This is a genomic window from Ralstonia edaphi (genome assembly GCF_958350185.1).
In the GTDB taxonomy this organism is placed as follows: Bacteria; Pseudomonadota; Gammaproteobacteria; order Burkholderiales; family Burkholderiaceae; genus Ralstonia; species Ralstonia edaphi.
In genome coordinates this window covers 242592-260951 of sequence record NZ_CATWHI010000002.1, presented here as the reverse complement: position 1 = coordinate 260951, position 18360 = coordinate 242592, and the positions used below count along the sequence as shown (strand labels likewise).

The window sequence follows — 18360 nt, the reverse complement described above, 5'->3', positions numbered from 1 at the left end:
CCGGTCAAATTAGTGTTCGGGCGATCATCCCAAGCGCCACGACGCCTGCAAACGCGGCAAAGCCTTGCTGCAGCGCCGGTCCTGCCAAATGCTGCGCAAAGCGTCGTCCCACCAGCATGCCGGTCAGGGCGCCGACCGCAAACGGCAGCGCGATATGCCAATCGACATGCCCGCCAATGGCCGAGGCGATCACGCCGCCGGTCGACACCAGCGCAATCACTGCCAGCGAGGTGGCGACGATGGTCTGCATCGGCAGATCGGTCGCGCGGCGCAATGCGGGCACGATGACAAAGCCGCCACCCACGCCCAGCAACCCCGACAGGAAGCCCGCCCCCGCGCCGGACGCCGCCAATGCGCGCGCGCACGGGAGCGTCCACACGAGCTTTGCCGTGGTGGTGTCGAGGTGACAGGGCGGTGCGGTTCGCCTGGGCTGCGGGTCAGTGGATGGCGCTGCGCGCGCCTGCCGGAACATGCGCAGCGCCACGTAGGCGAGCACCACCGCAAACAGCAGCGTGAGCGGCGTGTTCGGCACGCGGTGCGCAACCCGGATGCCGAACGGCGAGATCACCACGCCGCACAGCGCCATCAACCCGGCAGCCTTGTAGCGCACCTTGCCTTCCCGCAAGCCGAGCATCGCGCCCAGCCCCGCGGATAGCCCCACCGCCAGCAGCGCAATCGGCGCGGCTTCCGGCACCGACAGATGCAATCCAAAAATCAGCAGCGGCACCGCGACAATGGCGCCACCCGCGCCTGTGAGCGCCAGGATCAGCCCCACCACCGAGCCCAATCCCGCGCTGATGATCCACCCCGCTTCGATGGGCGACATGGTCAATGTCCCGCCATCTTTTTCAAGACCTTGCCGCAGTACAGCTCCGAGAGCGTCTGCATGATCTGGATGACCTCGAAGCTGGCGAGCCGGTAGTAGATGTATTTGCCTTCGCGGCGCGTGGTGACGAGGCCCTCGTCGCGCAGCACGCCCAGCTGCTGCGAGAGGCTGGGTTGATGCAGACCGACCAGCGCTTCGAGCTCGCCGACATTGCGCTCGCCCTGCGTCAGTTGGCAAAGCAGCAGCAGGCGGTCTTCGTGGGCCATGGCCTTGAGCACGGCACACGCCTGCGACGCCGAAGCGCGCAGCATGGAAATGGCCGCCTCAGGCAGCGGCACAGCATCGGGAGTGGCAGCGGAATGGCTCATCGGGGCGTGGTGCAGAGTTCTATTCGCGTCGTTCGGCTATTGGCAGACAGAATGTCAGGCGATATTCTATAAAAATATAGATTGTTCGGGAAAGCCCGCCATGCACGCCCAGATCGAATCCTTCTTCGACCCCGATACCTGCACCATGACGTACGTGGTGCACGCCGGCCCCGGCACGCCGTGTGCCGTGATCGACTCGGTACTCGACTACGACCCGAAATCGGGCCGCACGACGACGCGATCGGCCGACCGCGTTGCGGCATTCATCGAGGCGCAGGACTTGCGCATCGAATGGTTGCTGGAGACGCACGCGCACGCCGATCACCTCTCGGCCGCGCCGTATCTGCGTGGGCGTTTCGGCGGGCGCATCGCCATTGGCGAGCGCATTCGCGTCGTGCAGGGCGTGTTCAAGCCGATCTTCAATCTCGAACCCGCGTTCCTGCTCGATGGCTCGCAGTTCGACCACCTGTTCGCGCCGGACGAGGTGTTCCATATCGGCCAACTGGAAGCCAAGGCGCTGGCTGTGCCGGGCCACACGCCGGCAGACATGGCGTATCAGGTGGGCGATGCGGTGTTTGTGGGCGACACGCTGTTCATGCCCGATGTGGGCACCGCGCGGTGTGACTTTCCGGGTGGGAATGCCGGCACGCTGTACCAGTCGATTCGCCGTCTGCTGGATTTGCCGCCGGAGACGCGCCTCTACATGTGCCACGACTATCCGCCCGCTGGCCGCGAAGCCGTGTGCCAAACCACAGTGGCCGAGCAGCGTCGCGCCAACATCCACGTGCGCGACGGTGTGACCGAGGCCGAGTTCGTCGAGATGCGCACGAAGCGCGATGCCACGCTCAGCATGCCCACGCTGATGCTGCCGGCCATCCAGGTGAACATTCGCGCGGGCATGTTGCCCCCGGCGGAGCCGAACGGCGTGCAGTACCTCAAGATTCCGTTGAACGCGCTGTAACGCTCAAGGTGCAAGTAGCGCGGCCCGCGCCGCCGTCAGCACCTCGCGGCTGAGTTCGTCGAGCAGCGCGGAGGCCGCCCGCGCGTGCTGCCAATACAGCGGAACGTCCAACGGCGTATCCGGCACCAGCTCGACCAGCGAACCGTCTTCAAGATGCTGCGCAATCAGCGCATGCGGATGCAGCCCCCAGCCCATGCCCGCCACGGCCGCAGTCACAAACGCCTGTGACGAGGGCAGCAGATGGCGCGGCAATTCCACATGCCGATGGCACAGGCGCCGGGCCCAGGTGGCCTGCAACGCATCCTTGGTGTTGAACACCAGGCATGGCGCTTTCGCCAGTTCACCTGCACCGACACCGTCCGCGAAATATTGTTGAACGAAAGCAGGGCTCGCCGCAGCCAGATAACGCATGGCGCCAAGAGGACGGCTGTTGCAGCCCGTGGCCGGCCGCGCGGTGGCGGTAACGGCTGCCAGCACGGCGCCGCTGCGCAGCCATTCGCTGGTGTGATCCTGGTCGTCCACGGCGACCTCCATCAACACCGGGTGGGCCGCAGCGAATGTGGCGATGGCCGGCGCGAGCCACGTCGCCAGGCTGTCGGCATTCACGGCAATGGGCAGCGCAACGCGCGCGACGCCTTCCGGCGCCAGCGTCGGCAGCGCGCCTTGCAGTTCCTGTTCGAGGAGCCGCACGCGATCGACGTGCTGGCAAAGCCGCCGGCCGGTTTCGGTCGGGCGGCATGGCTGATCGCGCACGACCAGCGCGCAGCCTACGCGCTCTTCCAGCAACCGAATCCGCTGCGAAATGGCCGACGGCGTGACATGCAGTGCGCGGGCTGCCCGCTCGAAACTGCCTTCTCGGATGACGGCGGCCAACGCCGCCAGGGCGGAATAATCCAGCACGTAAATTAGAAGAACTGAATTGAATGAAGAAAAGATAGTTTGTCTTCATTCAATCGGGCGGGCAAGCTGCGCGCATGACGACCTCGATTGCGACTTCCTCTTCCGTCTTCCTGCAGGGCTTGGCCCTGAGCTTTGGCCTGATCGTGGCCATCGGCGCGCAGAACGCGTTCGTGCTGCGTCAGGGCCTGCGCCGTGAGCATGTGGGCAGCGTCGTGCTGTTCTGTGCGATGGCCGATGCGGTGCTGATCCTGGCGGGCGTGCTCGGCATGGCGCAGGCGTTGGGCGAACGACCCAGCCTCGCGCGATTTCTGGCGTTGGCGGGCGCCGCGTTCCTGCTGCTGTACGGCGTGCAGGCGCTGCGGCGGGCGCGGCATTCCAACCAGTTACGGGCGTCCGCAGGCGGAGACGGTCTCAGCCGGCGCGCGGCGCTGGCGCAGGCGGCGGCCTTTACGCTGCTCAATCCGCACGTCTATCTGGATACGGTGCTGCTCGTGGGCAGCATTGGCGCGCAGCAAGCCTCGGCATTGCGTGGCTGGTTTGTGGCGGGCGCAGGGTCGGCCAGCCTCTTCTGGTTTGTGTCGCTGGGGTTTGGCGCGCGCTGGCTCGCACCATGGTTTGCCCGGCCGAAAGCGTGGCAGGTGTTGGATGGGTTGATTGGCGTGACGATGCTGGTGCTGTCTGCCTTGCTGCTGCGTCACGCCCTAGGCGGTTTTTGATTCGGTTCCGTGCCCGCTTCGTGCCGGCTCGTGCCCGTTATGCCACCGCCGCCAGCATCCCCTTGCGGCGCGCCCGCAGCACGCCCAACGACTTCAACAACGCATGCCCCTGCAGCGTGACCCGCGGCTCGCTCACGCCGGGGCTTGGGCGTTCCAGCGTGATGAGCTGGAGCGCCAGCAGCGTTTCCATATCGAGCGTATCCAGATCCCGCGGGTGCGAGTCGCCGCAGAGCAGAACCAGCGTCGCAATTTCGTGTGGGCTCAGCATCGTTGTCTCCAGCGTGTTTTGTAAGGGACGGTGCTTGTTTCGTCGCGCGGATGGCTTTTGTACAAAGCCGTGCGTAAGCGTTACTGCATGGCCTGCACCGGGGGCGCGAACGGTCGCTCTGCGATGTGCTGTCAGGCGATCTGAAGTGCGTTTCCTTTGGTCTCGATGCCGGCGTTTGCGACATCGCGCGCGGGGGAGGACGCAATTGCCATTCCCGACTCAGCACTGCGGTGCTGGCAGAGCGGTATGTGTCCTGCTGGCCGACATACGTTCAGCACGAGAAAGATGCGAGGAGGCGAAATGGCAACCTGGACGGGCAGTTGGCGGAACCAGTACGGCTCCGTCGTGACATTGAAAGAAGAGGGCGAGCGGCTGTCCGGCACATTCCGCACGGCGCTGCACGACAGCGGCTTCTTTGGGCGGGATTACGACGTGGTCGGAACCTGCCACGGCGATTGCATCGCATTCGCCTTTGCCGGTGCGACGCCCAAGGGCGACATGGTGTGCGCGTTCACCGGCGTGCTGCGTGCAGGCAAGTTGGAGACGGTGTGGCACGTCGTGTCGGACCAAGCCGCAGATGGCGAGGGCAAGCGCGCGTGGCCGCACTCGGTCATGACCAACGCCGACACGTTCGAGCGTGTTTCGGAATAGGCTGCGGCGTCAGCCGCGCTTTCTTGTGGCGCGCACCTGCGGTTCGGCGGCAGGTTGTTCCAGCGGCCGGAGGTTCATCTTGTCGAACACGCGGCGCGCGCGGTCGGCGCAGTCTTCGCCGTCGGGCTCGTGGTCCACCTCGCGGATGAGCGCAAGCAGGTCGCGCTTGTTTTGCGCCAGGCGCTGCTCGAGCACACCGATTTCCGCGACCTTGCTGCGCAGCGCCTGCAGCAGGTCTTCGCGTGGCCACGCGCCTTGGTGTCCGGGCAACAGCGCGCGAATCTCTTCCAGCGAGAACCCCGCGCTTTGCGCGCGCAGGATGATCTGCAGCCGCGTCACCGATTCCGGCGCGTATTCCCGATAACCATTGGATTGGCGCTCCGCCGGTTGCAACAGGCCGCTCGCTTCGTAAAACCGGATGCGGGAGGCGGCCACGCCGCTCAAGCGGGCCAATTCACCAATCTTCATGTGCGTGCTCCGCAGGCTTGACATTCAAGTTGACTTTAAGCTTAGGGTTGAGGTGTCGTCAAACGTCAAATCCCCCGCGGATGCCACCATGAAGCTCTTCACGCCCCTCGTTCTGCCCAACGGCGCGGTGATTCCGAATCGCCTTGCCAAAGCCGCCATGGAAGAGAACATGGCCGATGCCGATCACGCGCCTTCCGACGCGTTGCTGCGCCTGTATGAGGCCTGGGCCGCAGGCGGCGCCGGCCTGATCCTGACCGGCAACGTGATGGTCGACCACCGCGCCATGACAGGCCCCAACGGCGTCGTGCTGGAAGACGGCGCGCATCTCGAACGCTTTCGTCGCTGGGCGCAGGCGGCGCGTGCGCACGGTGCGCATGCGTGGGTGCAGATCAACCATCCTGGGCGCCAGATGCCGGCATCGCTTGGGCAGCCGACGCTGGCGCCTTCGGCAGTTCCGCTGGCGCTGGGCGCGCTGTCCAAGCAGTTTCCGGTGCCGCGCGAGATGACGGAGGCCGATATCCGCGATGTCCAGCAGCGCTTCACGCGCAGCGCGCAACTGGCCGAGCAGAGCGGCTTTACCGGCGTGCAGATCCACGCCGCGCATGGCTATCTGCTGAGCCAGTTTCTGTCGCCCATTTCCAACCGTCGGCAGGACCAGTGGGGCGGCCCGCTCGAAAACCGCGCGCGCCTGCTGCTCGATATCGTGCGCAGCGTGCGCGCCGCCGTGTCGCCGCAGTTTGTGGTGGCGGTCAAGCTGAACTCCGCCGATTTCCAGCGCGGCGGCTTCAGCCCCGACGACGCGAAGCAGGTGGTCGAGCTGCTCAACCCGCTCGGCGTCGACCTCGTTGAACTCTCCGGCGGCAGCTACGAAGTGCCGGCCATGCAAGGGCAGGCGCGCGATGGCCGCACACTCGCCCGCGAAGCGTATTTCCTGGAATTCGCCCGCGACATTGCCGGCATTGCCCGCATGCCGCTGATGGTCACGGGCGGTATCCGGCGCCGGGCCGTGGCGGAGCAGGTGGTCGACAGCGGCGCCGATATGGTGGGCATTGCGACGGCGCTGTCCATCGATCCGAACCTGCCGCGCGACTGGGCGGGCGGCAAGAACAGCGCGCCGGTGCTGCAGCCCATCACGTGGAAGAACAAGGCGCTGGGCGCACTCGCCAACATGGCTGTCGTCAAGTTTCAGCTCGGCCGGTTGAGCAAGGGGCGCACGACGGCCCCCGGCGTGTCGCCCCTGCGGGCGCTGATCGAGCAGCAACTGGCCGCGGCCTGCCAGTCGCGGCGCTATCGCCGGTGGGCGGCGCAACGTCAGGCGCGCTAGTCGTATTTTCTGATCGGACGGGCGCGACCTTAACGGCGCGCCGCGTCTCTTGTAGATTCATGTTTTGCCTGACCGATCGGAAAGCACGACATGAAACACGTCACTCTGCCCAACGGCGAACGCGTCCCTGCACTCGGCATGGGCACCTGGAACATGGGCGACGACCGCGCCACCCGCGCCGAAGAAATCGCCACGCTGCGCCTGGGCCTCGACCTGGGTTTGCGCCTGATCGACACCGCCGAGATGTACGGCGAAGGCCTCTCCGAATCATTGATTGGCGAGGCCATTGCCGGACGGCGCGATGAGGTCTTTCTCGTTAGCAAGGTCTATCCGCACAACGCCAGCCGGCGCGGTATCGCCGCGGCGTGCGAGCGCAGCCTGCGCCGTCTCGGCACCGACTGGCTCGATTTGTACCTGCTGCACTGGCGTGGCGATGTGCCGTTCGAAGACACCTTGGAAGGCCTGCAGGCCCTGCAGCGCGACGGCAAGATCCGCCAGTACGGCGTGAGCAATCTTGACCTGTCCGATATGGACGAGTGGTGGGACACGCCCGGCGGCGATCAGACCGCCGTCAATCAGCTGCTCTACAACCTCAGCCGGCGCGGCATCGAATGGGATGTGTTGCCCTGGCTGCGCGAGCGCCGTGTGCCGGTGATGGCCTATTCGCCCATTGAGCAGGCGCGGCTCGTTCGGCATCCGAAGCTGGTGCGCTTTGCGCAGGAGTCCGGCATGACGCCGGCACAGGTGGCGCTCGCGTGGCTGTTGGCGAATGACGACATCATCGCGATTCCCAAGACCGGCCACCGTGACCGCTTGCGCGAGAACATCGGGGCGCTGTCGCACACGCTCACGGCTGAGCAGCTTGCGACGCTGGACAGCATCTTCCCGCCGCCCAAGGGGCCGCGCGCGCTCGAGATGCTCTGAGCGTGCCAGCGCGCTAAGCGCTCAGCGCGACTTCGCCAGGTAGCGCGCGTGGTCGACGTAGCCCATCAGGTAGACGCGGGCCTTCTCGCGGGTGTCTTTGGTGACGCGGTCGGCGGCCTTGCGCGCGCCGGATGAAGACATCGACGTGCTGAGATGGTCGCGGAAACCGTCGTGCATGGTGCGCAGGTCGCCTTCGCAGGCGTCGAGCGCGGCGGCGACCACGGACTTCGTCTGCGTGGTGCCCGGCACGCCGCTATCGGCTTGGCGCTGCACGCACGCCATGTAGTTGGCGCGCAGCACCTGCCAGCCGTTGTCCGCGCTGGCGTCAGTGGCGGCCGCGGCGGCGGTGGTCGAATCAACGGGCTGCTGTTGCGGGTGCGATGCGCACGCACCGAGCAAGGCCAGCAGGACAAGAGACGAGCAAGTCAGGGCTTTTTTCATGGCATGGACTGTACTGCACGGCCCCGCTGCTTGCGCTACGCGAAGTCGACCGGGATGCACGCCGTAACATTTGGAAACGAAAAAGGGTGCTGACGAAACGCCAGTGGCTCAACGCGCCGCACGACCGTTTTCAGAAGACCCTGCCTGGGCGTATTTCGCTTCGCCGGTGCATCGATCACAGCCAGCGCCGCGATTCAGCCTGCCACGCGCCGACACTAAAGCAAGACGCGCGAGCCAAAAAGCTCGGGCCGTCGAGCAAAAAGCCTCGTGGGCCGAGTTCTGAGCCTCAACCGCCGAGCAAAAAGCTCGACACGCCGAGCAAGAAGCTCGACACGTGGAGCAAAAAGCTCGACACGCCGAGCAAAAAGCTCGGCACGCGGAGCAAAAAGCTCGGCACGCGGAGCAAAAAGCTCGACATGCGGAGCAAAAAGCTCGGCACGCGGAGCAAAAAGCTCGGCACGCGGAGCAAAAAGCTCGGCACGCGGAGCAAAAAGCTCGGCACGCGGAGCAAAAAGCTCGGCACGTGGAGCAAAAAGCTCGGCATGTGGAGCAAAAAGGTCGACACGCGGAGCAAAAAGCTCGACACGTGGAGCAAAAAGCCTCAAACGTCGAGTTTCGATCTCCGCGAGCCCAGCTCAACGCTTCGCGAGTGCAGGTTGTTCAGCGCATCCAGGGCGCGTCGGCCATCGTCGCGTGTTTGCCGTAGCGTGCGGCCGCCTGACGCACCACGGCGTGATCCAGTTCACCCTCATCGGCCAGCGCCTTCAGTGCGGCGATGACGATGGACGCGCGGTCGACTTCGAAGAACGCGCGCAATGCCCGGCGCGAATCGCTGCGGCCGAAGCCGTCGGTGCCGAGCGTGACGTAGCGGCGCGGCACGTGCGCACGGATCAGCTCCGGCACGGCGCGCACATAGTCGGTGGCCGCGACGACGGGGCCGCGCGATGCGCGCAAGACGGTTTCCACGTACGAAGGCGCGGCTTCTCCGCCCAGGCGGGCAACGCGCTCCGCAGCGATGGCCTCGCGGTGCAGCTCGGAAAAGCTCGTCACGCTCCAGGTGGCCGCGTCGATGTTCCAGTCGTCCTGGAGCATCTGCGCGGCGGCCATGACTTCGCCCAGGATGGCGCCGGAGCCGAGCAACTGCACGCGCGCGGTCGGCAGGCTGTGCGGGGCCAGCGGATACATCCCTTTGAGAATGCCCTCGCGCAGGTCGCGATCCGGCATCGACGGCTGCGCGTAGTTCTCGTTCGTCACCGTGAGGTAGTAGAACGTGTCCTCCTGGCGCTCCAGCATCGCGCGCATGCCTTCGTCGAGGATGACGGCCACCTCGTAGGCAAAGGCCGGGTCCCACGCGCGGCAGTTCGGCACGGTGGATGCGGCAAGGTGGCTCGCGCCGTCCTGGTGCTGGAGGCCTTCTCCGCCCAGCGTGGTCTTGCCCGCCGTGGCGCCGATCAGGAAGCCGCGCGCACGCTGGTCTGCCGCTGCCCAGATGAGATCGCCAATGCGCTGGAAGCCGAACATCGAGTAGTAGATGTAGAACGGCAGCATCGGCAGATCGTGCGTGCTGTAGGCGGTGGCGGCGGCAATCCACGACGAGATGGCGCCGGCCTCCGAGATGCCTTCCTCCAGGATCTGGCCGCTCGTGTCTTCGCGGTAATACAGCATCGAACCCAGATCTTCCGGTTCGTATTGCTGGCCCAGCGGCGAATAGATGCCGACCTGGCGGAACATGCTCGCCATGCCGAACGTGCGCGCCTCGTCCGCCACCACCGGCACCATGCGCGGGCCCAGCGTGTCGTTTTTCAGCAGGTTGCCGAACATCCGCACGATCGCCATCGTGGTGGACATCTCGCGGCCTTCGGCTTGCAGCGCGAATTGTCCCCAGGATGGCAATGCAGGCACGGTCAGCGCCTGTGTTGCCGCCTTCCGCCGTCTGGGCAGATAGCCTCCGAGGGCAGCCCGGCGCGCATGCAGGTATTGCATCTCCGGGCTGTTTGGCGCTGGCTTGTAGAACTTCAATTGCTCGACGTCGGTGTCCGACAGCGGCAGGCGGAAGCGGTCGCGAAACGCCTTGAGCTGATCGACATCGAGCTTCTTCTGCTGGTGCGTCGTCATCCGGCCTTGCCCAACGCTGCCCATGCCGAAACCCTTCATCGTCTTGGCGAGGATCACCGTGGGCTGGCCGGTGTGCTGCAGCGCGCGGGCGTAGGCGGCGTGGAGCTTGCGCACGTCGTGGCCGCCGCGGCGCAGGCGGTCGATGTCTTCGTTGCTGAAATGGGAGACGAGCGCGGCAAGCTCGGGGTTCTGGCCAAAGAAGCGCTCCCGGTTGTAGGCGCCGTCGTTGGCAGAGAAGGTCTGGAACTGGCCGTCGACGGTCTGCGCGAATGCACGCAGCAAGGCCCCCGAATGGTCGCGGGCGAAGAGAGCATCCCAGTCCGAACCCCACAGCACCTTGATGACGTTCCAGCCCGCACCCGTGAACTGCGCTTCCAGTTCGTCGACGATGCGGCCGTTGCCGCGCACGGGGCCGTCGAGCCGCTGCAGGTTGCAGTTGATGACGAACACGATGTTGTCGAGCCGCTCGCGCGCCGCCAGCGACAGCGCGCCGATCGATTCCGGCTCATCCATTTCACCGTCGCCAAAGAAGCCCCACACCTTGCGTTCGGCGGTTTGCAGCAGGCCGCGGTTGTGCAGGTAGCGCATGAAGCGCGCCTGGTAGATCGCGTTGATCGGCCCGATGCCCATCGACCCGGTCGGGAACTGCCAGAACTCGGGCATCAACCACGGATGCGGATACGAGCACAGCCCGGGCCCAGTGATTTCGCGCCGATAGTGTTCGAGATGTGTCTCGTCGAGAAACCCTTCGAGATACGCACGTGCGTAGACGCCGGGCGACGCGTGCGGCTGGAAGTAGACGAGATCGCCGCCGTGCGCCGCATTGTCCGCGCGAAAGAAATGATTGAAGCCGACTTCGAACAGATCGGCCGCCGATGCGTAGCTGGCGATGTGGCCGCCCAGCTCGCCGTAGGCCTGGTTGGCCCGCACGACCATGGCGAGCGCGTTCCAGCGCAGCGCGGCGGCCAGTCGCTCTTCGGTATCGATGTCGCCGGGATACGGCGGCTGCGCCTCAACGGGGATCGTGTTGGCGTAGGGCGTAACGCGGGCAAGGGCGGTGCCGACGCCGAGCTTTGCGGCGCGCTCCGCCAGGCGGTCGAACAGGAACTGCGCGCGGGCGGTGCCGGCATGCTGGACGACGGCCTCCAGCGCGTCGAGCCATTCGGCGGTTTCCCCTGAATCGCTGTCTTGGATGCGGTGCGCGAGGGAGCGCATCGACGCGGCGCCTGTCGATAAATCCGTCATGACGGGTCCTGCCTGAAGGAAGGATGGGAAGGCGGGCCGTGATCACGCGATGCACGCCCGCGCCCGGATGCGCCGCCGCGGCGGCGCCGCATCAACCGTTGCGGAAGATGAAGCTGTAAGCGTTGAGTGCCGGCACGCCGCCCAGGTGGGCGTAGAGCACGCGCGAGCCCTCGGGAAATTCACCGTTGCGCACCATGTCGATCATGCCGTGCATGGATTTCCCTTCGTACACGGGGTCGGTCAGCATGGCTTCCTGGCGTGCGCAAAGGCGAATGGCTTCGAGCGTGCCTTCATTGGGCAGGCCGTATTCCGGGCCGCCGTAGCGCGTGTCGAGCACCACGTCCTTCTCTGTGATGTTTCGGCCGAGGTCGACCAGTTCGGCGGTGTGCTGTGCGATGCGGAGGATCTGCGCGCGCGTCTGTTCCGGCTTGGCCGAGGCGTCGATGCCTATCACCTTGTCGGCCCGGCCATCCGCCGCAAAGCCGACGACCATGCCGGCTTGCGTGCTGCCCGTAACCGAGCAGACGACGATGTAGTCGAACTTGAAGCCCAGCTGCGCTTCCTGCTGGCGCACTTCTTCGGCAAAACCGACAAAGCCCAGGCCGCCGAGCGGGTGCTCGGAGCAGCCGGCCGGAATCGGGAACGGCTTGCCGCCGCGCTTGCGCACGTCTTCCATGGCCTGTTCCCAGCTGGGCCGGATGCCGATGTCGAAGCCTGCGGCATCGAGGCGCACGTCGGCGCCCATGATGCGCGACATCTCGATATTGCCGACGCGGTCGTACACGGCGTCGGAGTAGTTCACCCAGTTTTCCTGCACCAGCACGCACTTCAGGCCGAGGTGCGCGGCCACGGCGGCCACCTGGCGCGTCTGGTTCGACTGAATGCCGCCAATGGACACCAGCGTGTCGTACCCGCCTTCCAGCGCTTCCGGGATCAGGTATTCGAGCTTGCGCGTCTTGTTGCCGCCGAAGGCCAGGCCGCTGTTGCAGTCTTCGCGCTTGGCAAACAGCTCCACCTTGCCACCCAGGTGCGCGCTCAATCGTTTCAGCGGCTGGATGGGCGTCGGGCCGAACGTCAGGGGGTAACGGGGAAATCGCTGCAGGTTCATGAGGTGGCTCCTTCAGTGCCGCAAATGGCGGGATGTCGGAAACCAATGGTACGCAGAACCCTGCGAAATGAGGTTGCAAAGATCGTCTACTATCCAGAACGGAGCGGGCCGTATATCGGATGAAGAATCTCTTTATTTCTTGAAAATGAAAAAGAGCGAAACAAAATTGCAGGAAGAGTCTGACGCGTCGGCAGCTTCGGCGCGCCACGCCTTGGATCGCACCGATCGCGCGATTCTCCGGGCGCTCCAGCGCGATGCGTCCATCTCCAACGTGGCCCTGGCCGCCAAGGTGAACCTCAGCCCGCCGGCCTGCCTGCGCCGCGTGGAACGGCTCAAGGAGCTGGGCCTCATCAAGGGGATTGTTGCGCTGCTGGATCCGCGTGCGCTGGATCTGGGGTCGCTGGTGATGATCGGCGTCGTGCTGGATCGCTCGACGCCGGAATCGTTTACCGCATTCGAGAAGGCGGTGCAGAAGGTGCCCGGCTGCCTGGAATGCCACGTCGTGACGGGCGAATTCGATTACTTCATGCTCGTGCGCACGAAAGACAACGAAGGCTACAACCGGCTCCATGCCGAACAGCTGCTGTATCTGCCGGGCGTGCGGCAGATCCGGACGTTCATGGTGCTCAAGCAGGTGCTGTCGACGACGGAGCTGCCGGTGGCGTAGCCGGGCGGGGCTGAGGCTCAGCCCTTGCGCTGCTCCAACAGGCGGTTCCACAGCATGCCGGCCCGGTTGCCGCTTCTGCAATACGCGAGGATGGGCTTGGGCAGCGTGTCGACCAATGCGCCGAACGCGGCAACGTCTGTATCGCCAATGCCATTCGGCTCGACGGGCAGGTAGCGCGCTTCCAGGCCCAGTTCGCGGGCGGCAGCGGCAATGTCCTCGAAGGCGGGCTGGTCGCTGCTTTCGCCATCTGGGCGGTTGCAGATGACCGAGCGGAACCCTGCATTGCGGATGGCCTTCAGATCGGCCGGCATGATTTGCCGCGATGCGGTCAACCCGCTCGATGCCGTGGCGCGGCACTGCTCGATCGCGCGCTGGAAGCATGCAGCGGCAAAGTCGACATCTTGCTCGGTCGCAAAGCGGCCCAGGCTGATGCGGACGGTGCGGCCTGCGGCATCGGCATCCAGGCCGATGGCCGTTAGCACGTGCGAGGGCGTGCCCGCGGCAGAGTTGCACGCCGAGGTGGACGACACGGCGAGGTCGTCGCCCAGCATCATCGGCATGAAGCCGGGCGCGTTGACCGTGAGGCTGAGGGTGTGCGGAATGCGTCGTGCCACATCGGCGTTCTGCACCACGTCGCCGAGGGCGAGCACCGCTGTCTTCAGCCGCTGGCTCAGCGCGGCAATGCGGGCGGTTTCGTGCTCCAGTTCTGCCGCTGCCAATTCGCACGCCACGCCCATCCCGACAATCTGATGCGTCGCCAGCGTGCCCGAGCGCAAACCACGCTCGTGGCCGCCGCCGTGGATTTGCGGCGCAATGCGCCAGGCGATGTCGCGGCGGACATACAGTGCGCCGATTCCCTTGGGGCCATAGACCTTGTGCGCGGACATCGAGAGCATGTCGATGCCGAGCGCGCGCACATCGATCGGCGTCTTGCCGAGTGCCTGTGCGGCGTCGACGTGGAACAGCGCGCCGGCGGCATGCACGATCTGCGCGATCGCGCCAACGTCGGTCAGCGTGCCCAGCTCGTTGTTCACCAGCATGAGCGAGACGAGCCCGGTGTCGGGCGTCATTGCAGCGGCGACCGCTTCGGGCGTCATTTCGCCGTCGCGTGTCGGCGAGAGATACGTCACCGAACAGCCGCGTGTCGACAGGTTCGCCATCGTGTCGAGAATGGCCTTGTGTTCGATGCGGCTGGTGATGAGGTGGCGCTTGCCAGTGGCGGCGTCTGCGTAGCCCTTCAGCGCGAGGTTGTTGGATTCGGTGGCGCCCGACGTCCAGATGATCTCGTCGGCATCGGCGCCGATAAGCGCGGCAACTTGCTCGCGCGCTTGCTCGACCTTGTTCCGCGCGACGCGGCCGGTCGCATGCGAACTCGACGCCGGGTTGCCGAAGGCGCCTTCCATGCCAAGGCAGGCCGTCATGGCTGCAATCACCCGCGGGTCGGCCGGCGTGGTGGCTGCATAGTCGAGATAGTGGAGGGTGTTGCTGTCGCTCATTTCGTTTCTGTGCTGCGGTGGAGGCAGCGAAAATGATACGGCGGACAGCCCAGAAAAATAATTCAAAGTTTCATGGGAAAACCTCGATGCGACGAAAAATATTCCCTAAAATTCGGCATCTATAGAAATAACTTCCTATGCCGAAATGGACGCCATTGACCGTGAACTACTGAGGCTGTTGCAGGCCGATGCGACGCTGCCCATCGCAGAGCTGGCGCAGCGCGTGAACCTGTCGCAAACGCCGTGCTGGAAGCGGGTGCAGCGGCTCAAGGACACGGGCGTCATCCGCGCCCAGGTGGCGCTGTGCGACGCGCGCAAGCTGGGCGTGGGCACCACGGTGTTCGTGGCCGTGCGCACCGATCAACACACCGAGAAATGGGCGCAGCGTTTCACGCAGGTGGTGCGCGATATGCCCGAGGTGGTGGAGGTCTACCGCATGAGCGGCGAGATGGACTATCTGCTGCGCGTTGCGGTAGCCGGCATCGAAGACTACGACCGCGTGTACAAACACCTCATCAAGTCCGTGCCGCTGTCGGACGTGAGTTCATCGTTCTCGATGGAGCAGATCAAGTATTCGACGGCGCTGCCGGTGCGGGATGGGGCGCAGGGGGAGTGAGGGCTTGGGTGGCGCGCCTGACAGGTGGCTGTATCGCGGCTGAACGTGGGGCTCCTCAGTGCTCCCGCATCCAGCGTTCAACAAGCTCCGCCGGAATCGCCTGAAACACTTCATCAAAGCGCTTGCCGGTCAGCCGTTCGGCTTGCTTGAGCAGAAGCGCCACGGGGCTACTCGGCTCATGCGCCTCAAACCAGATCCGGGCAGCTTGAATGGAGGCAAGGGCGGTATTACGGTCCATGACGGGCTCAGGTGGGTTGCTATCAAGCGGCGTTACTACCGGGCCCTCGATGGTGGTGCCAATCAAGCCTTGTGAGACGGCCGGCGAGCGTTGCGAGACCGGAAGTGCAATCACAGCAGGTGCTGCCGGTGGTGACGCGCCAGTCACCGTATCCAGCAGTCGCAACAAGGTGCCCAGGTCAGGATAGTCGTCCGGAAGGTGATGTCGCGCCCAGGAGTCGATCGATGACGCAAAGGCTTGAGCCTCGTCCAGCGCGGACAGTACCGCGCCGTTTTGTTTGCGCAGTTCGTGGAGCTGGTGCTGCACTGCCTCGGGTGCCAACGCATCTGCCGCGCGTGGCGTGCTCAATGATCGCTCGACGTCGCGCACTCGCAGGCGCAACACGCCGTTGGTTGAGATCACTAGATCGCGCACGTCCTGCATCAGCCCCTGCGGGTCGGCCAAGGCGGCCAACGCGTTAGAACGCACGGCCGGGTCTGGCTCACCGTCCACCACCACTTGCGGGTAGATGGTCTCCGGCCATGTCTCTAGCAATCGGGACAGGATGGCCAGCCCGTCCCGCAACCCAATTGCCTGGTCCAGCCGGACCCGGCAGCGCACCAGCAAGACAAGGATACGAATATCCCGCGTGCGCAGCAGCAGGCGACGGCAGTCTCGCTCCACTTCCGTCCAGTTGATTGCCTCGGGAGGGCTGACAAAATCACCATACTGAGCATCTTGCTTAGGCGTGACCTTGCCTTGCAGAAGAACGAAATCGGGGTCGTATTCCAGATCGTTTCCGCACGGGTGCGCTTCGGAGATGCGCTCCAACAGCTCGGGGTCCCTAACGCGCAAGCTCCCAACAACAAGCCGCGATTGGATGCCATTGCCGGTATGGTCAACGCGTACTACACCTCCTTGATGGTTGCCAGCAACGCGTTGGAGACGCGCAATTTGCCACCGCCTTTGGAAGCCGGTGCACAGTTGCGCATGGAAGCCGCCAAGCTGCCGGCGCCCCTCAAGGAGGTGCTGGCAGATTTGGTGATCCAGGGCACGCGTGACGTCAACAAGGGTATCGGTGACATTCTCATCGCCCAGATGAACGCGGTCATCGGTGAGAGCTGCCGCAGCGCCATCGATGGCAAGTACCCCTTCACGCCGACGTCCAAACAGGACGTGGATATGGAAGACTTTGCGCGTGTATTCGCCAGCGGCGGTGTGCTGGATGATTTCTTCCAGCAAGTCTTGGCGCCGCATGTGGATACGACGATTTCGCCATGGCGCTACAAGCTAACCGCTCCCGACGTGCCGCCCGTCGCCGGCCCCAGTCTTGTTCCGTTCCAACGGGCCAGAGAAATCCGCGAAGTGTTCTTTCGCGACCCTGGCGCCAAGAAGATAGCCTGGAAAGTCGACTTGAAGGTGGTCGAACTCGACCCGGAAATCGTTGAGCTGACGATGGACTTCGACGGCCAAAGCCAGCGCTACGTCCACGGGCCGGTGATTCCGCTCAAGGTGACGTGGCCGGGGCCGCGTGGCGGGCAGGGCGCGGAAATCACGGCCAACCCGCGTGTTCGGCCCGAGACTTCGTCGCTCATCGCCAACGGCCCGTGGGCCATGATGCGCGTGATTGCCAAGGGCAAGCTGGATAACTCGGCGTCGCCCAGCCACTTTGTGGCTGAATACGATTTCGACGGGCGTAAGGCGAAACTCGATGTCAACACCGGCAGTCAGGCCAATCCGTGGACGACCGGGTTGCTGCAGGGCTTTCAGTGTCCGGGGAGGTCGGGTTGATGGATCACCGGTCACCGTCGAAGAACCACATCCTTCGCCTCGCCCAACCGCTGTTCTGGTTGCTTGCTGAGCTGTCGCCTGAGCTGGAGTCGGCGGCCCGGCTGGATGCCCTCCGATCGGAGGCGCGCACACGGTTGAGGACCTTCAAGAAGGCCTCCCTGGCAGCCGCACTCAATGCCGACAGCATCGAGGCGGTGCATTACTGCTTCTGCGCCGCCATCGACCAGGCGGGGAGCCAGGTGCGCGGACGCGCGAACAGCCTGCGTGGCGTCTGGCTCCAGCATGGGTTGCTCGCGGAGTTCTACTACGAAAACGCCTGCGGTCAACGCTGCCGTGGATGGATCGAAAAACTCCAACAAACACCGAACGCCAGCGCAAACGCGCTGGAAGTGATCGCAGAACTGACCGCGCGCGGCCTTCGTGACGAGCGTGGTTTGCCATTGCCGAACATCGCACTGCCAGCGCGCCAGCAGCTTGCATCCACGACGACGGACATTCCCCACATCCCCTACGGACGTTGCATACCGGAGTGGCCCGGGCCGGTCAACAAACCTCCGCCCGAAGTCGTGCTTCTGCGAGAAGCGCCTCCGGAACGGTCTTGGCTGCCCATCGTTGTCGTCACCGGGCTCATCGTGACAGGGATCGTGCTAGGCATGACGTTCATGCTCCGCCGTCAGCATCAGGACAATCAAGCGCTGGTTGCGAAGGTGGAGGCACTGTCCACGCAACTGGCCGAGCAGCGTGAATCGTTGGAGGATCGTATTGCGCGCGCGCTGGCGCCCGAAGCCGGGGCGGCCCCAGTCGGCATCAGCACAAAAGACGATCGAATCTATCTCGCCTTCAATAGCGACGAGGGTTTCGCCTCCGGGCGAGCCGACCTTATGCCGATGCTCGCGCGTCAGCTCGATCGACTTGCCACCGTGCTTGCCGACACGCGCGGTAAGGTCATCGTTCTTGGGCACACCGACGATGCCCCCGGCCCGCGCGATCGCATGGAGTCGAACCTCGCGCTGTCAACCGCACGCGCCACGGCGGTCGCGCGGCATCTGCAAGAGGGGGGGATCGCTTCGGACCGCTTGTCGATCATCGGTCGTGGCGTGAAAGATCCCGTTGGAGATAACCGTACCGCCGCGGGTAGGGCATTGAACCGACGCGTGGAGATCGTTCTTGAAAGCGTGCCAAATTGGGAGCCAACAGGCCTTCAGCGATAGTGGGGCAACGAGGCTGATTTGTGTGGCCGGTGATGGGGGAAAGCTGG

At 64.9% G+C, this 18360-nt stretch carries 20 protein-coding genes; 9 read left to right on the top strand and 11 right to left on the bottom strand.

Features of this window, described 5'->3' with window-relative positions:
- Nucleotides 1–4: 4 nt before the first annotated feature.
- Together R2669_RS06370 and R2669_RS06365 are read right to left on the bottom strand one after the other, a co-directional pair.
- A complete protein-coding gene (locus R2669_RS06370) occupies nucleotides 5–826 on the bottom strand; it encodes a sulfite exporter TauE/SafE family protein (protein WP_316899284.1) in 822 nt (273 codons plus the stop codon).
- 2 nt (nucleotides 827–828) lie between these two features.
- Nucleotides 829–1194, bottom strand: a complete 366-nt coding sequence (locus R2669_RS06365; RefSeq protein WP_147214494.1) for an ArsR/SmtB family transcription factor — start codon at nucleotides 1192–1194, stop codon at nucleotides 829–831.
- 100 nt (nucleotides 1195–1294) lie between these two features.
- Between R2669_RS06365 and R2669_RS06360 the strand changes: the two genes are divergently transcribed.
- Complete coding sequence (locus tag R2669_RS06360) at nucleotides 1295–2155, top strand: MBL fold metallo-hydrolase (protein ID WP_316899282.1); 861 nt, start codon at nucleotides 1295–1297, stop codon at nucleotides 2153–2155.
- 3 nt (nucleotides 2156–2158) lie between these two features.
- Here the strand turns inward: R2669_RS06360 and R2669_RS06355 are convergent, their stop codons facing one another.
- A complete protein-coding gene (locus R2669_RS06355; protein ID WP_147214495.1) occupies nucleotides 2159–3055 on the bottom strand; it encodes a LysR family transcriptional regulator ArgP in 897 nt (298 codons plus the stop codon).
- A gap of 74 nt (nucleotides 3056–3129) precedes the next feature.
- Here R2669_RS06355 and R2669_RS06350 point away from each other — a divergent pair, with 74 nt between their 5' ends.
- Nucleotides 3130–3771, top strand: coding sequence for a LysE/ArgO family amino acid transporter (locus R2669_RS06350; protein WP_027681177.1), 642 nt, complete (start codon nucleotides 3130–3132; stop codon nucleotides 3769–3771).
- Between the two features lie 37 nt (nucleotides 3772–3808).
- Here R2669_RS06350 and R2669_RS06345 read toward each other — a convergent pair whose 3' ends face one another.
- On the bottom strand, nucleotides 3809–4039 hold the full coding sequence (locus R2669_RS06345) for a hypothetical protein (RefSeq protein WP_147214497.1): 231 nt from the start codon (nucleotides 4037–4039) through the stop codon (nucleotides 3809–3811).
- A 300-nt stretch (nucleotides 4040–4339) separates the two neighbouring features.
- On the opposite strand from R2669_RS06345, the gene R2669_RS06340 reads away from it, so the two are divergent.
- Complete coding sequence (locus tag R2669_RS06340) at nucleotides 4340–4690, top strand: avidin/streptavidin family protein (protein WP_147214498.1); 351 nt, start codon at nucleotides 4340–4342, stop codon at nucleotides 4688–4690.
- A gap of 9 nt (nucleotides 4691–4699) precedes the next feature.
- Here R2669_RS06340 and R2669_RS06335 read toward each other — a convergent pair whose 3' ends face one another.
- A complete protein-coding gene (locus R2669_RS06335; RefSeq protein ID WP_316889402.1) occupies nucleotides 4700–5158 on the bottom strand; it encodes a MerR family transcriptional regulator in 459 nt (152 codons plus the stop codon).
- An 88-nt stretch (nucleotides 5159–5246) separates the two neighbouring features.
- On the opposite strand from R2669_RS06335, the gene R2669_RS06330 reads away from it, so the two are divergent.
- Together R2669_RS06330 and R2669_RS06325 are read left to right on the top strand one after the other, a co-directional pair.
- The gene (locus R2669_RS06330) at nucleotides 5247–6482 is read left to right on the top strand and encodes an NADH:flavin oxidoreductase/NADH oxidase family protein (RefSeq protein ID WP_316899279.1); all 1236 of its coding nucleotides are present in this window, start codon (nucleotides 5247–5249) and stop codon (nucleotides 6480–6482) included.
- 90 nt (nucleotides 6483–6572) lie between these two features.
- Entirely contained in the window at nucleotides 6573–7406 is an 834-nt protein-coding gene (locus R2669_RS06325) for an aldo/keto reductase (protein WP_316899277.1), read from the top strand.
- Nucleotides 7407–7427: 21 nt separating this feature from the next.
- Here the strand turns inward: R2669_RS06325 and R2669_RS06320 are convergent, their stop codons facing one another.
- The 4 genes from R2669_RS06320 to R2669_RS06305 all read right to left on the bottom strand — a co-directional run bounded on the left by R2669_RS06320 (nucleotide 7428) and on the right by R2669_RS06305 (nucleotide 12315).
- Nucleotides 7428–7847, bottom strand: a complete 420-nt coding sequence (locus tag R2669_RS06320) for a hypothetical protein (protein WP_316889398.1) — start codon at nucleotides 7845–7847, stop codon at nucleotides 7428–7430.
- A gap of 286 nt (nucleotides 7848–8133) precedes the next feature.
- The gene (locus tag R2669_RS06315) at nucleotides 8134–8412 is read right to left on the bottom strand and encodes a hypothetical protein (RefSeq protein ID WP_316899275.1); all 279 of its coding nucleotides are present in this window, start codon (nucleotides 8410–8412) and stop codon (nucleotides 8134–8136) included.
- Between the two features lie 95 nt (nucleotides 8413–8507).
- A complete protein-coding gene (mdeB, locus tag R2669_RS06310) occupies nucleotides 8508–11207 on the bottom strand; it encodes an alpha-ketoglutarate dehydrogenase (RefSeq protein ID WP_316899273.1) in 2700 nt (899 codons plus the stop codon).
- 91 nt (nucleotides 11208–11298) lie between these two features.
- Nucleotides 11299–12315 carry a 1-aminocyclopropane-1-carboxylate deaminase gene (locus tag R2669_RS06305; RefSeq protein ID WP_027681185.1) on the bottom strand — a complete coding sequence of 339 codons (1017 nt, stop codon included), beginning with the start codon at nucleotides 12313–12315 and terminating at the stop codon, nucleotides 11299–11301.
- Nucleotides 12316–12460: 145 nt separating this feature from the next.
- Here R2669_RS06305 and R2669_RS06300 point away from each other — a divergent pair, with 145 nt between their 5' ends.
- Entirely contained in the window at nucleotides 12461–12982 is a 522-nt protein-coding gene (locus tag R2669_RS06300) for an Lrp/AsnC family transcriptional regulator (RefSeq protein ID WP_316873471.1), read from the top strand.
- 17 nt (nucleotides 12983–12999) lie between these two features.
- Here R2669_RS06300 and R2669_RS06295 read toward each other — a convergent pair whose 3' ends face one another.
- Nucleotides 13000–14478 carry an aminotransferase class V-fold PLP-dependent enzyme gene (locus R2669_RS06295; RefSeq protein ID WP_316899271.1) on the bottom strand — a complete coding sequence of 493 codons (1479 nt, stop codon included), beginning with the start codon at nucleotides 14476–14478 and terminating at the stop codon, nucleotides 13000–13002.
- Between the two features lie 145 nt (nucleotides 14479–14623).
- Between R2669_RS06295 and R2669_RS06290 the strand changes: the two genes are divergently transcribed.
- Nucleotides 14624–15094: an Lrp/AsnC family transcriptional regulator gene (locus R2669_RS06290; RefSeq protein ID WP_102067600.1), complete on the top strand. Its 471-nt coding sequence runs from the start codon at nucleotides 14624–14626 to the stop codon at nucleotides 15092–15094.
- Between the two features lie 55 nt (nucleotides 15095–15149).
- On the opposite strand, the gene R2669_RS06285 is transcribed toward R2669_RS06290, so the two are convergent.
- Complete coding sequence (locus R2669_RS06285; protein WP_316899269.1) at nucleotides 15150–16142, bottom strand: type VI secretion system protein TssA; 993 nt, start codon at nucleotides 16140–16142, stop codon at nucleotides 15150–15152.
- Between R2669_RS06285 and R2669_RS06280 the strand changes: the two genes are divergently transcribed.
- Both R2669_RS06280 and R2669_RS06275 read left to right on the top strand, forming a co-directional pair.
- Complete coding sequence (locus R2669_RS06280; RefSeq protein ID WP_316899266.1) at nucleotides 16071–17102, top strand: type VI secretion IcmF C-terminal domain-containing protein; 1032 nt, start codon at nucleotides 16071–16073, stop codon at nucleotides 17100–17102. The two genes, R2669_RS06285 and R2669_RS06280, sit on opposite strands and share 72 nt — an antisense overlap.
- Nucleotides 17051–18313, top strand: a complete 1263-nt coding sequence (locus R2669_RS06275) for a DotU family type IV/VI secretion system protein (RefSeq protein WP_316899265.1) — start codon at nucleotides 17051–17053, stop codon at nucleotides 18311–18313. Before R2669_RS06280 ends, R2669_RS06275 begins: the two co-directional genes overlap by 52 nt.
- Nucleotides 18314–18360 lie beyond the last annotated feature (47 nt).

Excerpts from the sequence above, each read along its gene's own strand:
- R2669_RS06370 (WP_316899284.1), bottom strand. The coding sequence starts at position 826 with ATGTCGCCCATCGAAGCGGGGTGGATCATCAGCGCGGGATTGGGCTCG.
- R2669_RS06365 (WP_147214494.1), bottom strand. The coding sequence starts at position 1,194 with ATGAGCCATTCCGCTGCCACTCCCGATGCTGTGCCGCTGCCTGAGGCG.
- R2669_RS06360 (WP_316899282.1), top strand. The coding sequence starts at position 1,295 with ATGCACGCCCAGATCGAATCCTTCTTCGACCCCGATACCTGCACCATG.
- R2669_RS06350 (WP_027681177.1), top strand. The coding sequence starts at position 3,130 with ATGACGACCTCGATTGCGACTTCCTCTTCCGTCTTCCTGCAGGGCTTG.
- R2669_RS06345 (WP_147214497.1), bottom strand. The coding sequence starts at position 4,039 with ATGCTGAGCCCACACGAAATTGCGACGCTGGTTCTGCTCTGCGGCGAC.
- R2669_RS06340 (WP_147214498.1), top strand. The coding sequence starts at position 4,340 with ATGGCAACCTGGACGGGCAGTTGGCGGAACCAGTACGGCTCCGTCGTG.
- R2669_RS06335 (WP_316889402.1), bottom strand. The coding sequence starts at position 5,158 with ATGAAGATTGGTGAATTGGCCCGCTTGAGCGGCGTGGCCGCCTCCCGC.
- R2669_RS06330 (WP_316899279.1), top strand. The coding sequence starts at position 5,247 with ATGAAGCTCTTCACGCCCCTCGTTCTGCCCAACGGCGCGGTGATTCCG.
- R2669_RS06325 (WP_316899277.1), top strand. The coding sequence starts at position 6,573 with ATGAAACACGTCACTCTGCCCAACGGCGAACGCGTCCCTGCACTCGGC.
- R2669_RS06320 (WP_316889398.1), bottom strand. The coding sequence starts at position 7,847 with ATGAAAAAAGCCCTGACTTGCTCGTCTCTTGTCCTGCTGGCCTTGCTC.
- mdeB (WP_316899273.1), bottom strand. The coding sequence starts at position 11,207 with ATGACGGATTTATCGACAGGCGCCGCGTCGATGCGCTCCCTCGCGCAC.
- R2669_RS06305 (WP_027681185.1), bottom strand. The coding sequence starts at position 12,315 with ATGAACCTGCAGCGATTTCCCCGTTACCCCCTGACGTTCGGCCCGACG.
- R2669_RS06300 (WP_316873471.1), top strand. The coding sequence starts at position 12,461 with ATGAAAAAGAGCGAAACAAAATTGCAGGAAGAGTCTGACGCGTCGGCA.
- R2669_RS06295 (WP_316899271.1), bottom strand. The coding sequence starts at position 14,478 with ATGAGCGACAGCAACACCCTCCACTATCTCGACTATGCAGCCACCACG.
- R2669_RS06290 (WP_102067600.1), top strand. The coding sequence starts at position 14,624 with ATGGACGCCATTGACCGTGAACTACTGAGGCTGTTGCAGGCCGATGCG.